The 18,727-nt window shown below is 47.0% G+C and carries 18 protein-coding genes, 1 pseudogene and 1 riboswitch; of the genes and pseudogenes, 6 read left to right on the forward strand and 13 right to left on the reverse strand.

The genetic code is table 11. The annotated features are described in order from the left end of the window. Nucleotides 1–187 precede the first annotated feature (187 nt). Both E2B99_RS11425 and E2B99_RS11430 read left to right on the forward strand, forming a co-directional pair. Complete coding sequence (locus tag E2B99_RS11425) at nt 188–826, forward strand: peroxiredoxin (protein WP_134245058.1); 639 nt, start codon at nt 188–190, stop codon at nt 824–826. 261 nt (nt 827–1,087) lie between these two features. Beyond that, nucleotides 1,088–1,576 (forward strand): dual specificity protein phosphatase family protein, encoded by a 489-nt coding sequence (locus E2B99_RS11430; protein WP_166739041.1) that lies wholly within the window; start codon nt 1,088–1,090, stop codon nt 1,574–1,576. 207 nt (nt 1,577–1,783) lie between these two features. Here E2B99_RS11430 and E2B99_RS11435 read toward each other — a convergent pair whose 3' ends face one another. The 5 genes from E2B99_RS11435 to trpA all read right to left on the reverse strand — a co-directional run bounded on the left by E2B99_RS11435 (nt 1,784) and on the right by trpA (nt 6,798). Next, nucleotides 1,784–2,182, reverse strand: a complete 399-nt coding sequence (locus tag E2B99_RS11435) for a GFA family protein (RefSeq protein WP_134245060.1) — start codon at nt 2,180–2,182, stop codon at nt 1,784–1,786. Nucleotides 2,183–2,374: 192 nt separating this feature from the next. Continuing rightward, the gene (locus E2B99_RS11440) at nt 2,375–3,721 is read right to left on the reverse strand and encodes an SPOR domain-containing protein (protein ID WP_134245061.1); all 1,347 of its coding nucleotides are present in this window, start codon (nt 3,719–3,721) and stop codon (nt 2,375–2,377) included. Then, nucleotides 3,712–5,088 (reverse strand): bifunctional tetrahydrofolate synthase/dihydrofolate synthase, encoded by a 1,377-nt coding sequence (gene folC / locus E2B99_RS11445; protein WP_134245062.1) that lies wholly within the window; start codon nt 5,086–5,088, stop codon nt 3,712–3,714. Before folC ends, E2B99_RS11440 begins: the two co-directional genes overlap by 10 nt. Nucleotides 5,089–5,098: 10 nt before the next feature. After that, nucleotides 5,099–5,998 carry an acetyl-CoA carboxylase, carboxyltransferase subunit beta gene (accD, locus tag E2B99_RS11450; RefSeq protein ID WP_134245063.1) on the reverse strand — a complete coding sequence of 300 codons (900 nt, stop codon included), beginning with the start codon at nt 5,996–5,998 and terminating at the stop codon, nt 5,099–5,101. Beyond that, the gene (trpA, locus tag E2B99_RS11455) at nt 5,995–6,798 is read right to left on the reverse strand and encodes a tryptophan synthase subunit alpha (RefSeq protein WP_134245064.1); all 804 of its coding nucleotides are present in this window, start codon (nt 6,796–6,798) and stop codon (nt 5,995–5,997) included. Before trpA ends, accD begins: the two co-directional genes overlap by 4 nt. 223 nt (nt 6,799–7,021) lie before the next feature. Between trpA and E2B99_RS11460 the strand changes: the two are divergent. Further along, a pseudogene (locus tag E2B99_RS11460) lies at nt 7,022–8,212 on the forward strand (Na+/H+ antiporter NhaC family protein). Nucleotides 8,213–8,346: 134 nt separating this feature from the next. Then, nucleotides 8,347–9,015, forward strand: coding sequence for an O-methyltransferase (locus E2B99_RS11465; RefSeq protein WP_134245065.1), 669 nt, complete (start codon nt 8,347–8,349; stop codon nt 9,013–9,015). 71 nt (nt 9,016–9,086) lie between these two features. On the opposite strand, the gene E2B99_RS11470 is transcribed toward E2B99_RS11465, so the two are convergent. Both E2B99_RS11470 and E2B99_RS11475 read right to left on the reverse strand, forming a co-directional pair. Next, nucleotides 9,087–10,076, reverse strand: coding sequence for a DUF2804 domain-containing protein (locus E2B99_RS11470; RefSeq protein ID WP_134245066.1), 990 nt, complete (start codon nt 10,074–10,076; stop codon nt 9,087–9,089). A 134-nt stretch (nt 10,077–10,210) separates the two neighbouring features. Next, a complete protein-coding gene (locus E2B99_RS11475) occupies nt 10,211–11,230 on the reverse strand; it encodes an AraC family transcriptional regulator (protein WP_134245067.1) in 1,020 nt (339 codons plus the stop codon). Nucleotides 11,231–11,326: 96 nt separating this feature from the next. On the opposite strand from E2B99_RS11475, the gene E2B99_RS11480 reads away from it, so the two are divergent. Further along, nucleotides 11,327–12,211, forward strand: coding sequence for a metal-dependent hydrolase (locus tag E2B99_RS11480; RefSeq protein WP_134245068.1), 885 nt, complete (start codon nt 11,327–11,329; stop codon nt 12,209–12,211). 118 nt (nt 12,212–12,329) lie between these two features. Here the strand turns inward: E2B99_RS11480 and E2B99_RS11485 are convergent, their stop codons facing one another. From E2B99_RS11485 to E2B99_RS11510, 6 genes are all read right to left on the reverse strand, one after another. Further along, complete coding sequence (locus tag E2B99_RS11485; RefSeq protein ID WP_134245069.1) at nt 12,330–12,614, reverse strand: HigA family addiction module antitoxin; 285 nt, start codon at nt 12,612–12,614, stop codon at nt 12,330–12,332. Between the two features lie 28 nt (nt 12,615–12,642). Next, complete coding sequence (locus tag E2B99_RS11490; RefSeq protein WP_134245070.1) at nt 12,643–12,924, reverse strand: type II toxin-antitoxin system RelE/ParE family toxin; 282 nt, start codon at nt 12,922–12,924, stop codon at nt 12,643–12,645. A gap of 239 nt (nt 12,925–13,163) precedes the next feature. Then, the gene (locus E2B99_RS11495) at nt 13,164–13,658 is read right to left on the reverse strand and encodes a DUF1543 domain-containing protein (RefSeq protein WP_134245071.1); all 495 of its coding nucleotides are present in this window, start codon (nt 13,656–13,658) and stop codon (nt 13,164–13,166) included. 56 nt (nt 13,659–13,714) lie between these two features. After that, the gene (trpB, locus tag E2B99_RS11500) at nt 13,715–14,941 is read right to left on the reverse strand and encodes a tryptophan synthase subunit beta (protein WP_134245210.1); all 1,227 of its coding nucleotides are present in this window, start codon (nt 14,939–14,941) and stop codon (nt 13,715–13,717) included. Between the two features lie 13 nt (nt 14,942–14,954). Then, complete coding sequence (locus E2B99_RS11505; protein WP_134245072.1) at nt 14,955–15,608, reverse strand: phosphoribosylanthranilate isomerase; 654 nt, start codon at nt 15,606–15,608, stop codon at nt 14,955–14,957. 222 nt (nt 15,609–15,830) lie between these two features. Further along, nucleotides 15,831–16,265: an OsmC family protein gene (locus E2B99_RS11510; protein ID WP_134245073.1), complete on the reverse strand. Its 435-nt coding sequence runs from the start codon at nt 16,263–16,265 to the stop codon at nt 15,831–15,833. A 192-nt stretch (nt 16,266–16,457) separates the two neighbouring features. Then, nucleotides 16,458–16,691: riboswitch (cobalamin riboswitch) on the forward strand. Nucleotides 16,692–16,732: 41 nt separating this feature from the next. On the opposite strand from E2B99_RS11510, the gene E2B99_RS11515 reads away from it, so the two are divergent. Next, complete coding sequence (locus E2B99_RS11515; protein WP_134245074.1) at nt 16,733–18,601, forward strand: TonB-dependent receptor plug domain-containing protein; 1,869 nt, start codon at nt 16,733–16,735, stop codon at nt 18,599–18,601. Nucleotides 18,602–18,727 lie beyond the last annotated feature (126 nt).

Genomic DNA, 18,727 nt, shown 5'->3' on the forward strand with positions numbered 1-18,727 from the left:
ATTTTGTCGCTCCCACTTTATCTTGGGCGTGATATTACTGTTTGACACACGGTTTTAGCAGTTTGCTTATCTACAAAAATGATATAAAAATGCAGAAACATTGCTTTTCAATTCAATAAGATTGGGTGCATAGTACAGCTTGCTAAAATACTCAAATGAGTACACAGACAATAAAAGGAGCATGAGCATGACCATTCGTTTAGGCGATACCGCCCCTGATTTTGAACAGGATTCCAGCGAAGGCACGATTAAGTTTCATGAGTGGCTGGGTGACAGCTGGGGCGTGTTGTTTTCTCATCCAGCAGACTACACGCCAGTTTGCACTACCGAACTGGGTTTTACTGCAAAACTAAAAGATGAATTTGCCAAGCGCAATGTTAAAGCCATTGCCCTGTCTGTTGACGATGCCGAGTCGCACAAAGGCTGGATTAATGACATTAATGAAACCCAGAATACGACGGTGAATTTTCCGATTATTGCCGATCAGGATCGCAAGGTATCAGAACTCTATGGCTTTATTCACCCGAATGCCAGTGACACCCTGACTGTACGCTCGCTGGTAATTATTGATCCCAACAAGAAGGTACGCCTGATTATTACTTATCCCGCCAGTACTGGCCGTAATTTCCATGAAGTGTTGCGCGTGATTGATTCCCTGCAACTGACGGACAACTATAAAGTAGCCACTCCAGCCAACTGGCAGGATGGCGATGATGTGGTGATTGTACCGTCTATTAAGGATGAAGAAGAAATCAAGCAGCGCTTTCCCAAAGGCTACAAGGCTGTCACCCCTTACCTGCGCCTGACCCCACAGCCGAATAAATAATAAGTTCACCATAAAAATGCCCTGTGCTATGCAGGGCATTTTTTATCATCACTCTATTTTAATAAAATCTGTTTTTAACGACTGCCCAAGTATGTTTCAAAATAACCTAAGCAACAGTTGCTTTAGCAATATTTCACTACATCCTACTGTTTATTAAAAAAACATATCTCTAAAATAATTATTATTCCAATTAAATGCATCAAGATAATAAACATGACTAAATTACTTTATTACCGATTCTGTGTTTTATTCGCAGGATTGATGACATTTTCCTGCATGGCCAGCAGGGTGATCTCTGAGCAGCGGCCACTGGACTGGGCCACGTCAATTGATCAGAGCCGGAATTTTTATCAAGTTACCCCAACTCTATATCGAAGCGAACAGCCTAACCGCCCAAGTGCGCTAGAGCTGGAAAAACTCAACATTCGAACGGTGATTAACCTGCGCGAATGGCATAGTGATGATGAGGTGCTGGGCAAAACCGGGATTCGCTTGATTCGTATTCCCATCAAAACCTGGAATATCCATGACTGGCAGATTGCGCAGGCATTGGTGGAAATTGAAAAAGGGAATCTGTACGGCAATGTGCTGGTGCATTGCCAGCATGGTTCAGACCGTACCGGACTGGTTATTGCCATGTACCGAATCATTTATCAGCACTGGCCGATTGAAAAGGCAGAACTGGAAATGAAACAGGGGGTTATGGGTTTCATGGGATCTGGAAGAATATTGGCCACTTTTTCACGCTAAAGCATGTCGAAGCCATTCGTCATCTGATTAGCCAGCAAGCTATCTCTACCACTGCCAATACCACTATGCCAAATGCGCACAGTAACCAACGCAAGCCTTAATCCTGATGTAGCAAGTTCGGTACTTGGCTGATATTTTTGAAATTCAGGCAACGGTCAGATTGAGCCATCAGATTCAGGTAAAGGATTGTTTATAGCGCTTAGACCTTCAAGGCTTATTAGCTGGATAACAAGGTGTTTGTTGATCCAGTTCAAACCATGCTGATCTAGAGTCACAGTAAATCTGGTATTGTGGCGCTGGAATATGACCCTCGGTAATTGTGCCCAGCCGTAACCGGATTGTTTCTGGGTGATCCATCCGCTGGCTAAATAGCGGGCTACCACACTGGCTGCAAAATACCCGGCGTTTATTGGGCGATGCAAAATAGGATTTTAATAGTGACTGCCCCTGCACAACCTGAAAAGCAGCCGTTGAAACAGGTGCATTGGTGGCAAATGGCGTGCCCTGTGCCTGTTTGCACTGATAACAATGACAAATGGCCACTTCATTAATTTCACCGTGATACTCATACTGAATACCTTGACACAAGCAGTGGCCTTTAATCATTGAAATTATCCTCGGGATTTCTTGTAGAGGCTTGGCTCTATAAACCCAGCCTCTGATGTTAGTTATTAGACTTCTTTCATAAGTTGTACCAACTCGCCTTCGACAGGCTCAGGCAGCGTTGGTTGAGCTTGTCGAAACCAGACTTATGCAAGAGATCTATTATATTTTAGGGCTAGCCAATTAGCCCGGGGTTTAATTTTTGGAACTGGCGCTGGTTTCAGGCGGCTGCCAGTCAATGACCCAGGCACTCTTGGCATTTAAGCTATCATCTTTTGCAACCTGATTACGCAGGGCATCAGCAGCAGCCCGGCCTTTTTCAGGCCCAACCATGACCCGCACCCCTTTGGAAGTCTGGCTGGTTTTTACCTTGTAGCCTTTGGCCCGTAATCTGGCAACCACGGAATCAGCATTGGCCTGACTGGAAGCAATCGCCACCTGTACCATCCACGGTTTGGTATCCCCTTCCAGAATAGCCCGACCACGCTCTTCTTCCAGTTTCTTGCTGGCTGCCTGCAAGTCTTTTTCATCACCACTGGCGTTTTTACGCTGGGCAGTTTCAGTCTCCTGCTTTTTGCGGGCCTCATCCTTTTTTACTTGCTCTTTTTTAGCTTCTTCCTTTTTGGCTTCATCTTTTTTTAGCTCATCCGCCTTACGCTTGGCTGCCAGCTCGGCTTCTTTCTTGCGTTTGGCTTCATCTTCTGCTTTGCGCCTGGCCTGTTGCTCTTCTTCCTTTTTAGTTTTGGCGTCGTCTTCAGCCTTGCGCTTGGCTGCCAATGCATCCTCTTTTTTACGCTTGGCCTCTTCTTCCGCTTTGCGTTTGGCTGCTAGCTCGGCTTCTTTTTTCTTGGCTTCAGCTTCTTTCTTTTTGGCTTCTGCTTCAGCTTTACGGTCAGCAATGGCTTGCAGACGATCTTTTTCCAGCTTTTCTGCCTGTGCCTTTTGCAGGGCTTCTTTTTCGCTACGGGCTTTTTCGGCCCTGTCGCGTGCAGCCTGAGCAGCTTGTTCGGCCTGTAAACTGGCTTTTTGTGCTTCATCGGCGCGCACATTGGCCTGTGCAGCCAGACGTTCTATCTCAGCACGCTGTTCGGCAGTTTTCTGCTGGGTGTCGTCATCCACCAGTTCAGGGGGAATGGAATAAGAACTTTCCATCTGGGCATCCAGCTTGGCCTGACGCTTGGCGAGCTGGCTGGCATATTCTTCAGCAGCCCGGCGTGCGGCCTCTGCTTCAGCTTTTTGTTGCAAAGCCAGATATTCAGCCGTTTTGGCTTCCTGTTCGGCCACCGCTTTTTCACGCTGGGCACGCTGTTTTTCCAGCAGGCGACGTTCGGTTTCCACATCAATGGACAGGGGCTGTAGTTCAGCATCACCCCAGTTCTGGGAGGGTCGTGCCTGTTGCTGGCTAATCGTTTGGGTCGGCTGGCTCGTGGTATTACTAAGTGCCTGCTCGCCTTGTCCCTGTAACAACAAAGCCGCCAGAAGTGCCCCACCACCCAGCAATACAACGCCACCCATCCAACGCTGTTTATTGTTCATTGCCATGTTGCTAAGGACTCCCAGACTGCCTCTAGGGTGTAGAACGATCCACACACCATAATAATATCTTGTGGTTGACTATGATTTAAGGCAGCGCTAAATGCTGCCGTGATTGTTGCATGTTCGCTAACGGGTTGTGCCTGATCTTGGCTCTCAGGGCTTTGCTGAACAGCTTCCAAACCTGTAATGGCGTGGCGCAATTGTGTCAGGCTGGCAGCACGCTCATTGTCCAGTGCAGCAATATACCAGTGCGCTACAACTGGCTTTAGCAGGTTGGCAACGCCTGCCATATCTTTATCAGCAAGCATGGAAAAAACCAAGTGAATCTTTGGGGTTTTGTCATTCATGCCTTTAGCTGATAACTGCTGCTGATGAGACTGTAGCTGATGAAGCAGAAATTGTACGCCATGCACGTTATGCGCAACATCAAGGATCAGGGTGCGGTCTTGAAATTGTCGCACCTCAAAACGCCCTGCAATATAGGCTGCGTTCACACCGTGAATAATAGCAGCCTGATTTACTGACGGCGTACCCAGCAATACGGCACTAATGGCAGCAGCTACATTCACAGGAGCCAGCTTGGGTATAGGCAAGGCCAGCGTACAGGATGGACTGGCATAGTAAAATGTGTCATCGGTGGTTTGCCAGCTATAATCACGGCCTGCCACATATAATGGACAATTTAACTGCTGTGACCGCTCAATAATGGCTTGTGGTACTGGATTTGATTCTGGACCTTGTCCTGCCGGTTCCGCATAGATCACTGGAATGGCAGTACGCATGATGCCAGCTTTTTCAAAGGCAATTTTTTCAATGCTGTTGCCCAGCCATTCGACATGATCAAGGCCAATATTGGTAATCACGGCCACATGGGGATCAATCAGGTTAACGGCATCCAGACGGCCACCCAGCCCGACTTCCAGCACCCAGATATCACAGGCCTGCTGTTGAAAAATCCAAAACGCAGCCAGCGTGGTCGCTTCAAAAAATGACAACGTTAACTGGCAAGCCACCCTTGCCTGCTCTACGGCAACAAATGCAGCAATTAACGTGGCATCTTCGGCCTCGGCACCATTCTTTTTGATGCGTTCATTAAAGCGGTAAATATGTGGTGACTGGTATAACCCTACTTGATAGCCCGCTGCCTGATAAATGGCGGCAATCGTAGTGGTGGTTGAACCTTTGCCATTGGTTCCAGCAACTGTTACTACATGCGCTAATGGCTTAAGCAGATGCAAATACTCAGCCACTGGGCGAATACGCTCAAGCCCCAGATCAATGGCGGTGACGTGGATACTGCTCCAGTAATCCAGCCACTGCTGTAATGAAGAGGTAATGGTGGGCGCTATTGTTGCGGTATTTTCAGTATTCATGCACGCATACTTAAGGCAGGTTCATGAGTTTTGCAATTAGACGCTGCACGGTGTCCTTGAGCGCATGCCGATGCACAATCTGGTCAATCACCCCATGATCCAGCAAGAACTCAGCACGCTGGAATGGCTCGTCCAGCACTTCACGTACAGTTTGTTCAATGACGCGCTTGCCCGCAAAACCAACCATGGCCTTGGGTTCAGCCAGATGAATATCGCCCAGCATCGCTAAGGATGCGGTTACCCCGCCATACACCGGATGAGTGAGCACCACAATATACGGTAGCCGGGCCTGTTTTAAGCGCTCAGTCGCTGCGGCAGTACGTGCCATTTGCATCAGGGAAATCATGCCTTCCTGCATGCGTGCGCCACCAGAAGCAGCAAAACAGATCAGCGGCTGTTGCAGGTTAATGGCGGTTTCGGCAGCCAGCACAAAACGGTCACCCACCACTGAACCCATTGACCCGCCCATAAAATCAAACTCAAAGGCACAGGCTATCATGGGAATGGCACCCACCAAACCCTGCATCACAAGGAGTGCTTCAGTTTCATTGGTTTGTTTTTGTGCCTTGGCCAGTCGCTCAGGGTAAGGCTGGCTGTCGATAAAACCCAATGGATCTTTGGGCGTAAATTCTTGTCCCAGTTCGCACTCCACCTGATCAAAAAACCAGTTCAGGCGGTCACGGGCTTTCATGCGCAAATGTTCATCGCATTGCGGGCACACATAGGCATTAAATGCCATCGCTGTACGGGTTACCACCGAATGACATTCGGGACATTCAATCGTAGGTTCAGTGTGTAGCGACATCGGGCCTTGCGGATAATCACGCGGTGCCACACCCGGCACCGGACGCTCAATCCAGGGGGTTACATCACTTTTTTCCAGTACAGGCGATTTGATTTTTGGGGTCATACAATTTCATCGAGCGCAGCCCGAAGCTCCTTGATCTTCTCAACCGCCATCTGGTGGGCGATTTCAGGAGAATGTTCACCAAAAGGCTGTACCAGCACAGTCCCGACAATCACGCCATCGGCAACCTGTCCCATTTGCTTGGCAGTGGCGGCATCACGAATGCCAAAACCTACACCAACCGGCAGACTGGTTTGTGACTTGACCTTGGCAATACGTGCAGCTGCTTCAGTGGTATCCAGTGCGGCTGAACCAGTTACCCCTTTGAGCGACACATAATAAATAAAGCCGCGTGCCTGATTGAGCACATGCTGGATACGGGTGTCGGTTGAGGTTGGCGCCAGCAGGAAAATCGGATCTAGATCATACTGCTTTAAAACGACATCCAACTCGCCAGCTTCTTCGGGCGGCAAGTCTACCAGCAGCAGGCCATCAACGCCGGCACTACTGGCATGTTTGGCAAAATTTTCATAGCCAATAATTTCCAGCGGGTTTAAATAGCCCATGAGTACAATAGGAGTTTCAGTATTGGACTGACGAAACTCGGCCACCATGTCCAGCACTTTTAGGGTATTGGTGCCGCCAGCCAGTGCGCGTTCTGCGGCCAGTGCAATCGCTGGGCCATCAGCCATGGGATCAGAAAATGGCAGGCCCACTTCCAGTACGTCTGCCCCTGCTGCCACCAGATCATGCAATAGTGGTACAGTTACGTGCGGGGCTGGATCACCGGCCATAACGTAAGATACCAGTGCTTTTCGACCTGTGGTTTTTAAAGAAGCAAAGCGCGCAGCAAGACGTGACATAACTGATTTTTCTGTGTTCCCATAAAGGGTATGATTCTAGCCTGAAATGACGCCATTCAACAATCTGCTCGTGCATTTATCAGCGGGTTTATATGCCTGCCTTGACAGCCACAAGCCATTTAACAATTTTCTATAAGCTTTCAGGCAGAATGACTTTGGTGTTTTAAGTCAAATTGCTTAACATCATCAAAGTTCTTAGCCTTTCCAGATTTTTCTTGCCTGCATGACTGCTCCCCTGCCCCGCTTTACGGCACTATTGCCGATTTTGCTATTTCTAGCCCTGTTTTTAGGCAGTGGTATTTATCACACCCTGCAAGGCACTGAATTTGCCTTTTATCAGTTAAAAGCCCCGGTTGCTGCCCTGCCTGCCATTGTGCTGGCCATTATGCTAAACAAACAATCCATCAATGACTCCATTGAGCGCTTTCTGGTAGGTGCTGCCCCTCCCAATATTATTTTAATGTGCATGGTGTTTATGCTGGCCGGGGCATTTGCCAGCGTGAGCAAAAGTATTGGCAGCGTGGATGCCGCTGTACAGTTTGGCTTGCAGTTTATTCCCGCTAGTCTGGTATTGCCGGCACTGTTTGTAATTGCTGCGTTTATTGCCACGGCCATGGGCACGTCGATGGGCACGATAGCTGCCTGTGCCCCCATTGCGGTGTTGCCACTGCCACGGGTATTGCTGCTCCACTGGCACTAGGCGCAATCATTAGCGGTGCCATGTTTGGCGATAATTTATCGATGATTTCAGACACAACCATTGCAGCCACCCGCAGTCAGGGCGTGAGCCTGCGCGACAAGTTCAGGGTTAATGTCTGGATTGCGCTGCCTGCTGCTGTAGTTACCTTTCTGGTGTTTATGCTTCTGAGCAATGGCCAGCACCATATTAATAGTGAGCCACTATCGCCACTATTGATTATTCCCTATGTGGTGGTATTTGCACTGGCATTTACCGGCCTGCATGTGCTGGCCATTTTAATGATTGGCATTGTGCTGGCTGGTGAATGCTATTCTTGCGCTCACCCGTCGCCTGAAAATGACAGGCAAACGCGCAGGTGAATTTGGTATTTCTGCGTTGATTATTGCCGCCAACCTGTTTGTTGCCAATAATGTGGTGGCCATTGTGGTGGCAGCAGATGTTGCCAAAGATATTGCCATTGCGCAGCTGGTAGACTTAAGACGCTCGGCCAGCTATCTGGACATTTTTTCCTGCGTGGTGCAGGGCCTGATTCCGTATGGCGCGCAAATCCTGCTGGCCAGTGCCATTGGTAAAATCTCTCCACTTGCACTTACTGGAACCACCTATTATTGCTGGATTCTGGGCATTGTGGCTGTGCTGAGTATTATTTTCCAATATCCCCGCCTAAAACCACTGCCAGAAACAATTACACAGCCAGAGACTTTGCAGGACTAAAAACAATAAAGCCAGGAGCAAACCCAGCGCTTATACGTTTGGATAAGCGCTCAAATATTGCTGCTGGCTTTAATTTTAGGGCTAAAAATGACACAATACCGCGCCTAATTTTTGCAATATGTGTGAATGTGCCGATGAGCCAGCCAATGTGGACAGCCGTAGATGATTATCTGGAAGCGCATTTTATGCCTGCTGATCCGGCGCTTGAGCATGTACTGCAAACCACACTGGATGCTGGCCTGCCGCCTCACCTTGCCGTGTCCAGTTTGCAAGGCAAGTTCCTGCAAATGCTGGCACAAATTCATGGGGCCAAAAAAATTCTGGAAATTGGCACACTGGCTGGCTATAGCACCATCTGGCTAGCGCGCGCATTGCCAGAAGATGGCCGCTTAATTAGCCTTGAAGCAGTGCCCACCAATGTCACGCTGGCGCGTAAGAATATCGAATTTGCCGGACTTTCGCATCTGGTAGAGATTCATGCCGGCAAGGCACTGGATATTTTTCCAGAGATTGAACAATCTGGCATTGCCCCGTTTGACTTTATTTTTATTGATGCCGACAAATCCGGCTACAAGGACTATGTAGACTGGGCGCTCAAGCTGTCGCGTCCGGGCACTGTGATTATTCTGGATAATGTGATCCGCGGTGGTGGCATTGTTAATTTTGACAACAACACCCGCACCATGACTGGCCTGCGGGAATACTTTGAACATCTGGCTCAGCAGAAAAAACTCACCAGCACCACCCTGCAAACCGTGGGCTGCAAAGGCCATGATGGTTTTACATTAGCGGTGGTACTTTAACCATTAAACGGATAAGCGTACGGTTGAACCATCCTTAGATCAATTAAGCACTTTTCCTCAGCAAGCCAAATTTACCACCGTGCATAATGCTGTTCCAGCAAACCCGGTTGCGCCTCAATCTTAACGGTTTTATCCTGGCAACCTACCCTCCCCGAGATAGCACTCACCCATTGGTTAAACTGGCTGGCCACCACACCAAAATTCTTGGACTCATGCCGACGCCACTGGGTTTCAATACTCAGCTCAACACGGCCATCAGCACTGTATACACGCCACTGGTTTTTGGCCTGTTGCTCAAACAGCACGGCAGGCAGCTCAAAAATTTTGCCATTCAGCCAGAGTGAATTTTCACTCACAAAGGTTTCATTTACCCCGCTGGCCAGATTAAGCCCCAGGCGCTGGCCTGTACTTTCCACGCCAGAAAGTGACAACCAGTGCCATGCGGTTTCCGGCCGCAAAATGCCACAGGTATCATCGAGAGCCGCCACAAACTGCTGGCTTTTTAAATCAATGGCCTGCTGGTTAAAATACAGGTTTCCAGTTACGGACAGCGCCGTTTGCTTGTGGGTATATGTCCAGCCTGATGCACCCGTTGGGCTGCACAGTACCAGTGGTTCAGTATCTTCAATCGCAATACTTGCATCCAGTAGCAAGTGCTTGCCACGCCGTACCTTTACCATGCGTCCACTGGCAGTTTTTTTGATTTCAATCAAAAAGCTGGATTTTTTAAACGATGAACTGCCCACCTGATGATTACAGACATGAGTATGCTGCCCAAAAGGCTGCAAAAAGGATTTTTCTAATACCTTGCCGCTTTGCCGGTCATAGCAATAAAAAAATCCATGACCAACCCAGCCCAGGTCAACTACTGCCAAGCCCACCATATACTGGCTGTTGTTCAAGCTAATAAACTGGAAACTTTTAAAGCGCAGGTTTTTTTCAAGGCCAGTAATATGGCGTTTAAAAGGTGATATATAATGAAAGTCATGGATATCAATGCACTGTGGCACAACCTTAAAGCGGCCATAATGTGGCTTGCCACTCTCAAATAAATTTTTCATGGTTTATTGTCCTTAATATGGTTCAGCTTGTCCTGTTTTGTGCCAATTGGGTTATACAACCAAAAACCCAGCATTACTTATAACTACCCAAGTTATTGAGAAAGCAGGTTTATTCCATTTTTCCTGCTTGCCATTTAATGTTTTAACCGGCGCTGCTGAAGTGGGGTACTACCCGTCCAGCGCTTATAAGCGCGGGTAAACGCACTCTGGTCAGAATAGCCCAGCAACTGCGCAATATCGCTCAAGGGCACATGCTGATGCAAGTACTGCGTACACAACTGCTGACGTACCTCATCCAGCAATTGCTGAAAACTTACTTCATGCTGCATCAGGCGGCGTTGCAGGGTACGGGTACTTAAATGCAATTGTCGCGCCAGTTGTGCCAGTGTTGGCTCACCCAGTTGGCACAATTCAATCAGCTTGCGCTGGGCCTGCTGCAAGAAAATATCAGTGCTGGGCATGCTGTTTAGTGCCTGCTCTGCCTGCTGCTGTAGAATATCCAGCAAGGCCTTGTCCGGTTTTTCGATAGGAACACTAAGCGTACTGGCTGGAAAATTAAATGCAGAATAGGGCTGCTCAAACAACACAGGGCAGCCAAAAAACTGCTCGTAAATTTTCAGGTTTTCGGGGGCGCCCCGCAAGGCATGCACAAAATGCACATGATTGACATTGAGGGGCCGCCCAACCAGTTGCAGGCTAAATTGCTGAATCACCGCCATGCCTAGCTCATGCATGATGCCTTCTGCCAGTTTGGGTTTTGGCCAGCGTAGCTCAATCTGGCTACCCTGCTGAATAATTTGCATATATTCCATGTTGTTGCTAATCCACTTGCCATAACGCTGCAAGCGCAATAAAGCCTCGCCCATATTTTCACAGGCATGCAGTAAATAGCCCAGAATTCCCAGATTAGCCGTGTTGATCCCCTGTGCAATGGACAGGGAAATAGTCGGTTCCTGTAAATATTCTGCCAATTGCTCCAGCATCAGTACAAACTGGGCCACAGGCACATGGCTGATTTGCTGGCCAGCACAGGCCGCACTCACCAGTGCCAATTGTTCGGCATCAAATACCTCAGACAAGGCAATCTGGCGCTGTTGCATAAACTGCACCATGAGCTGTAACTGGTTACTATTGACGATTGCTGTATGTTGCATGGCGTAATTTGTATAAATTTTGGCGAAAGCTGTCAAAACTTTCTACCATAAAAAATCAATACTGTATGCATCAACATGAAAAATGAGGGCATTAACATGAATGCGCCATTAAACGCTCAATACGCTGCTGACATGCAGGTGAGAAAAAATTTGGACTTTCAGCTTGAACAGCATATGCCACGTTACTGGTTTGGTGGCCATCCTTTTAAAACCCGTGTGTTTGATGCGCTTAGCCTGACCTTCCCGGATGGTGAACGCTATTTTATTAGTAGCGTGCGGCTATACCGCGACCAGATTACTGACCCCGAACTGCAAGCCAAGGTCAAAGATTTTATATTGCAGGAAGCACAGCATGGCATTGCGCATGACAAAATGAACCAGATCATGAAAGATCAGGGCATGCCGGTGGATGCCATGATTGGCGAAATGAAATCGCGCTTTGATTACTGGCTCAAGCACAAAAGCCCTGAAATCAATATTGCCATTACCGCCGCCAGCGAACACTTGACTGCATTAATGGCTGAATGCTTTTATGCCAAAAAAGAAACGCTGGCCGAAGTTGATCCTTATGTGCGTGCCCTGTTTGCATGGCATGCCATTGAGGAAATGGAACATCGGGACGTGGCTTTTGATGTGATGCAAAATGTAGCCAAGGTTCCTTATGCCGTGCGTGCCCGTGCCTTGGCATTAACTAGCGTGATGATGTATGGCTTTACCCTGTATCGCACCAATATCATGTTAAAAACTGACGGTTTTAATAAACGCGAACGCATCAAGATGTTTGCCCAGGGTATGCCGTGGCTGTTTGGCAAAAAAGGCATTTTGTCTTCGATGAAAAAACCCTATATGGATTGGTACAAACGCGACTTTCATCCCAGCCAGCATCCGGTACTGGCGCAGTATCCGGTTTGGGTGGAAACGCTGGAAAAAACCGGAGATCCAATTAAAGCTGGTGAAGCCTTATGGGCAGCCGGGAAGTAATCTGATTAATAAGAAGGCTAGTTAGAAATGAACTGCACCCTGAAAGTTAGACACCCCGTCTAATTTACAGGGTGCTTTTTTATATTGGCTATACAACAAGTTACTTATTTGATTGACGTCAAGCAGGCTGAGCAAAAATTTTTTGAACATTGTCATGTTGCTGCTGGCTAGCCGCCCAAAGATCATACTGATTTTGCAGGTTAAGCCAAAATTCAGGAGAAGTATCCAAAGCCATACTTAGGCGAATTGCCATGTCGGCGGAAATGCCAGTATGGCCGTTAAGAATTCGTGAAATATTGGTACGAGTTACACCTAACGCATTAGCTGTGTTAGTCACGGACACTCCATCAAGATACTCTCGCAATACTTCCCCCGGATGAGGGGGATTAAACATAATATTCATGGTTAGCACTCATGCGCTGGTTGAAGATTTAATGATAATCAAGGTAGTCCACGATATAGGCATCACCATCTTTAAATATAAAGATAATACGCCAGTTGCCGTTCACTGTAAGTGACCAGTAATCTTTACGATCACCACTTAATTTATGCAAACGCCAGCTTGGCGGAGTTCTTAAATCATTAGCAGCCGTGGCGGTATTAAGTGCGGCAAGCAGAACTCTCAATTTTTGCGAATGAGAAACCTGAATGCCAGCAGTTGTACCACTTTCAAAAAAGCTCTGAAGACCTTTATGTTTAAAACTCTTGATCAAGGTATTCAGCCTTTATCGTATACTGTATGTACACAGTATACGGCTAAATATACTTTAATTCAATTTCCTAAGCTGCCTATATGGCAGTGAACAGTAACTTCAAAGTAACAAGTTACAACAGGTGTTTATTCTCAATTTGGATACCCTATTTAATCAAATAACTACAAATTATAATTTATTGATTCTATTGAAATATTAAAGAGCATAAAGAATATTGGGTTAAAAGCCTTATCGAACTATTAACCAATCACCACATAGCAATTTTCAAACTTCACACCCTGATGGCTGCCTTCAACCAGGTGTACAAAACGTCCATCCACCTGATCAATCAGCAAACAGTCATCCACATCCAGCACAGCATCAACATGCGGTTGTTGCCAAGTTTTTATTAGATATTTACGTGCCCTGCCGCGTGCCTGCATTTTGCTATTTGCAACAATCAGCACATAGCGATGCGCCTCGCCAAACTCATCCGGCAGATACCCACCCAGATTAATAAAATACAGGCGCGGCGCATCAGGCTGGGGCGCAACGGTGCTCAACTGCACCTGATACTGTTCAATACCATCAATAGCCATCCAGGCATCAATATGCAGTCCCTTGGCAAGGCCAAACCATTGCTGCTTGAGCTGCGGATAAATATCTTGCAATGACTCCCCAAATGCAAACACCACATCATGCACTTCAATGTGGGCTTTTGAATGTTTACCGCCAAGCATTACGGCATACAGCATGGATTTGACCTTATCAGGTTAGGGTTTAGGCATGATTATTTACCTAAACCTGCCAGTTAAACGATTTCCATCCCATCCAGTTTGGCTACCGTCATCAAGTCCTTGTCACCACGGCCAGACAGACACACAATAATGCTCTGATCGGGGGTCATGGTGGGTGCCAGCTTGGTCACATAAGCCATCGCATGTGAACTTTCAAGCGCTGGAATAATGCCTTCAATCCGGGTCAGGTCGCGGAAACCACGCAAGGCTTCTTCATCACTGATCGGTACATATTCCACACGTTTCATGTCTTTTAGAAAGCTATGCTCAGGGCCGACTCCTGGATAATCAAGACCGGCAGAAATACTATGGGTTTCAATAATCTGGCCTTCATCATCACTCATTAAATAGGTGCGGTTACCATGCAGCACGCCAACCCGTCCGGCATTAAGTGGCGCAGAATGTTTGCCGCTTTCCACTCCAAAACCGGAGGCTTCAACGCCATACATTTTAACTTCTGCATCATTTAGAAATGGATAAAACAAGCCCATTGCATTACTGCCACCGCCTACGCAAGCCACCAATGCATCCGGCAGCTTGCCAGTCATATCCAAGATCTGCTGACGGGCTTCACGGCCAATAATCGACTGAAAATCACGTACCAGTTGCGGATACGGATGCGGCCCGGCTACAGTGCCAATTACATAATAGGTGTTGTCGACATTGGTTACCCAGTCGCGCATGGCTTCATTCATGGCGTCTTTCAGGGTTTTAGAGCCACTCGTTACCGGCACTACAGTAGCGCCCAGCAAACGCATACGGTATACATTCATGGCCTGACGCTTGACGTCTTCTGCGCCCATGTATACCACACATTCCATTCCCAGACGCGCGGCAATCGTTGCCGTCGCGACACCATGCTGCCCGGCACCGGTTTCAGCAATAATGCGGTTTTTGCCAGACAGCTTGGCCAGCAATGCCTGACCAATGGTGTTATTGACCTTATGTGCGCCCGTGTGATTTAAGTCTTCGCGCTTTAAATAAATCTGTGCGCCACCCAGCTCTTTGGACCAGCGGGTCGCATGGTACAGCGGACTTGGACGACCCACATAGTACGCCATGTCATGATCAAATTCGCGCAGGAATTCCGGATCATCTTTCATGCGGTTGTAGAGCTGTTCCAGATCCTGTAACGCTGCCATCAGGGTTTCGGACACAAAGCGGCCACCGAACTTGCCAAAATGGCCATTTTGGTCGGGATAGTTAAAATAGTTAATCGGTGCTGTACCATTTGACTCAATGTCATGTAAATCGTTAGCCACGTTGGACTCCTTGCATAAATTTCCGGATCAAGTGATGATCTTTAATACCTTTTTGGCTTTCTACCCCGCCACTCACATCAACGGCATACGGGCGGGTCTGGGCAATGGCATCTGCGACATTATCGGGATTTAGGCCACCAGCCAGAATGAGTGGCACTGCTTGCCCAATAGCCTGCGGCCAGCTATTCCAGTCAAAAGTCTGACCGGTGCCTCCCTTTAACTGTGGGTGCCAAGTGTCCAGCAAAATTCCGCTCGCTCCGGCTGTTACATACTGTTCAATAAGTTCTGGCATATTACTGTCTGGTTTAACCGCTAAGGCCTTAATCCAGCGGCGGCCTGTGGCCCGACCAATTTCTGCACACTGGGCCGATGTTTCATCACCATGTAATTGCAAAATATCCAGGGCTACCTGAGACAAAACCTGCTGAATTTCTGACACTGTTGCATTAACAAACAAGCCAGCCACTTGCACAAACGGTGTTACTACAGCCAGCAATGCCTGCGCTTTTTGTACACTCACTGCACGGGGGCTGGGCGCATAAAAAACCAGACCAATTGCATCTGCGCCCGCTGCCACAGCACATTGCACATCTTCAGCACGGGTTAAACCGCAAATTTTTGTGCGGACTTGCAGCGTGTCAGTCATGGATCACCCGGTGAAAATAATAAAAATACAAACCAGCAAAAATCAGAATTTACTTGATCCTATTGTAAAGCAATTTGCCCTAAAAGTATGAACTGGCAAAAGTCGAACACTGTAAAAAAATCTGCCTAAATAGAAAATGACTGTCAACAACCTTCTTAAAACACCATCGCTTATAAAAATGTTGAACAGTCACTTTCCAGATTATTTCATGCCTAAGTTTGTTCAGCTTGTTGTTAATTTGGCATCCATACTAATTTCTGCATTAAGCAACTTGGATACCGGACAATTTTCCTTGGCATTTTGCGCAATACGATCAAACGTCGCCTGATCCAGCCCGGATGCCACTACCTGAGTATCCAGATGAATCTTGGTAATACCAAAACCCTCGCCCTGTTTTTCAAGGGTAACCGAAGCCGTAGTATCAATCGAATCTGGTGTAAAACCTTCATTACCCAGCATCATGGAAAATGCCATGGAAAAACAGGCGGCATGCGCAGCACCAATAATTTCTTCAGGGTTAGTACCTTTTCCACCTTCAAAGCGTGCCTTAAAGCCATAAGGATGTTCTTTCAAGGCACCTGTTTCAGTCGATACTGTACCTTGACCTTCTTTAATCGAGCCTTCCCAGTGCGCTGAGCCTTTTTTTACAATTGCCATGTCCAACCTCATTGTGCAGTAGTAAGAAGTATATTGCTGCTACAGCATACCCAGCTTTAAGCCATAACTTTATTAATGCTCTGTAAAATTAGCCAGTTGTTTTGCAAGATAATTTTTATAAAAAACTAAAAGATTAAAATAAGACCTAGTGCATTTAATCCTTAATAAATTGCAACAAATTGGCAACACTACTATACTGCGCGCGCTTTGAGTGCCTAACAAGCGTTTGTTTTATCTCAAAAACAAATGGGAAGCTGGTGAAAATCCAGCACTGCCCCCGCAACAGTATGTGTTTAATGTTCAATGCGCTATCTGGACAATCTCAGATAGCAACCACTGCTTAAGCTTTAAGTGGGAAGGTTATTGAAAACAGGTCAGCACCGACCCAACACAAGTCTGGATACCGACTCAAGGCTTCTTATAACCCCTGACACATTCACGTGGGGTGAATGTCCTGGAGCACAGCCATGTCCCGTATTTTTGTACCGTCTGCCCTGACGGCAGCCATTCTTTCTGCCAGCGTAGTATCCGCCACCGCCGCGACCACAGTTTTAGATGGCAATTCGTCGGCATCATTGCCCGTTGTTGTGGTGACTGCCAGCAAGACACCCGAAGCCATTGAACAGGTTCCTGCCCGAATTTCTGTAATTGATGAACAAATCATCCAGCAATCTCCTGTTGCAGACCTGCCACACCTGTTGCAACGCGAAGCAGCATTAAACATTGTGCAAACTGGGGGTTATGGCCAGCAAACCTCTATCTTTACCCGAGGTACAGAATCTGACCATACCCTGGTTTTAAAAGATGGTGTCCGTACCAACACTGGCTCTATCAGTGCTGCAAATATTAACTTGTTTGATCTGTCAGATGTTTCACGTATTGAAGTGCTCAAAGGACCAGCTTCTGTACAATATGGTTCTGATGCAATTGGCGGTGTGATTCAGCTTATTAGTGAAGCTCCTAAGAAACAAAAACTGTTTAGTACGATTGAAGGCGGCGAGCTGGACACCTATAAAGCGATTGTAGGCGCTGATCTGGTACAGGATGACGCCTATGTGCAGGTTCGTGGGCAACGTCTTGAAACTGCTGGATCGCCAGTAACTGATGCTCCTACTGCTAAAGATGCTGATTATGACCAAAAGGGCTACAGTATTAAAGCTGGCATTGATAATGAACAGTTTGGCGCATCTGCTCAGTTGCAGGAAAACAAAGGGAATGTTCGTTATAATCCTTCCTTGTCTGGAAATCAGGATTTTCTAAATCGCCTAATTAACTTAAAAGGTAATTATAATATTAGTGCTGATTTTAAAGTTAATGCGCGCTACTCCCAATTCCGTGACGAGCTTAACCAAAGAACCAGTAAGAGCTTTTTTGATACCGAAACCAATGAAGGTGATCTTTCGGCGCAATGGGATTTTCTGCCTGCCCAAAATCTTTTGTTTGGTGTGACTGATCGAAAAACTGAAGTAGACTCTGTCTATTACAACAATAAAGACCTTAAAACAACTGGATATTATTTGCAGCACCAATATCAGGCTGATGGCTTAAGCACACAAGCAGGGGTGCGGGTTGAGGATGACGATAAATACGGTACACATACTGTAGGTCAATTGGCAGGGCGTTTCCAGTTAGCGCCTCAGACCAGTGTTTATGCCAACATTGGCAGTGCATTTAAAGCACCCACCGCAAATGAGCTTTATTACTTGTCATCCTATACTTATAATGGTGTTACCTATATCACTCTAGGCAATCCTGATCTTAAGCCGGAAGAAAGCCTGTCTTATGAACTGGGGATTGACCAGAATATTAAGCAAGGCCTTGATGTTTATCTTTCTGCTTATCAGACCAAAGTCAAAAATCTGATTGATTATGTCAGTGGCTTTCCTTCTCCAATCTCAACTTATGAGAATGTGAGCAAAGCCAAGTTCACAGGTGGTGAAGCAGGCTTGAAGTGGAAGCAGGATAACTGGTTTGCCAGTACTGAATATGCCTATGTCAAAGCAGAAAATGAAACCACCCATACCGAACTCACCCGTCGCCCACGCCAGACTGCCACACTAACAGCAGGTTGGGATAATAATGTATACGGTATCAGTGCCAGTCTAGTGGCTAAAAGCCGTGCTAAAGAATATAGTGCCAACAACCCTACCCCGGGTTTTATGACTGCCAATCTGAGTGGGTTTTATCAATATAATCCTAATGTTCGCGTGTTTGCCAATATTCAGAATATTGGTGACAACACGTATAAAACTGCCTTGTACAATGACTTTCCAAGCGCCGAGTATTACATCGCTGGACCACGGCAAGCCACGGCGGGCATCACTTTAAGCTACTAAATCTTTGTATTGCCATTTATCTGTAAGGAAGCATGGCCGTATAACGATAAAAAATAATAAACCCCATTTATGGGCAATTCACTAGACATCAAGCGAATTGCCCTTTTTAATTGAACCTTACTCAGC

It is taken from the genome of Alkanindiges illinoisensis (genome assembly GCF_004377485.1).
GTDB lineage: Bacteria > Pseudomonadota > Gammaproteobacteria > Pseudomonadales > Moraxellaceae > Alkanindiges > Alkanindiges illinoisensis_A.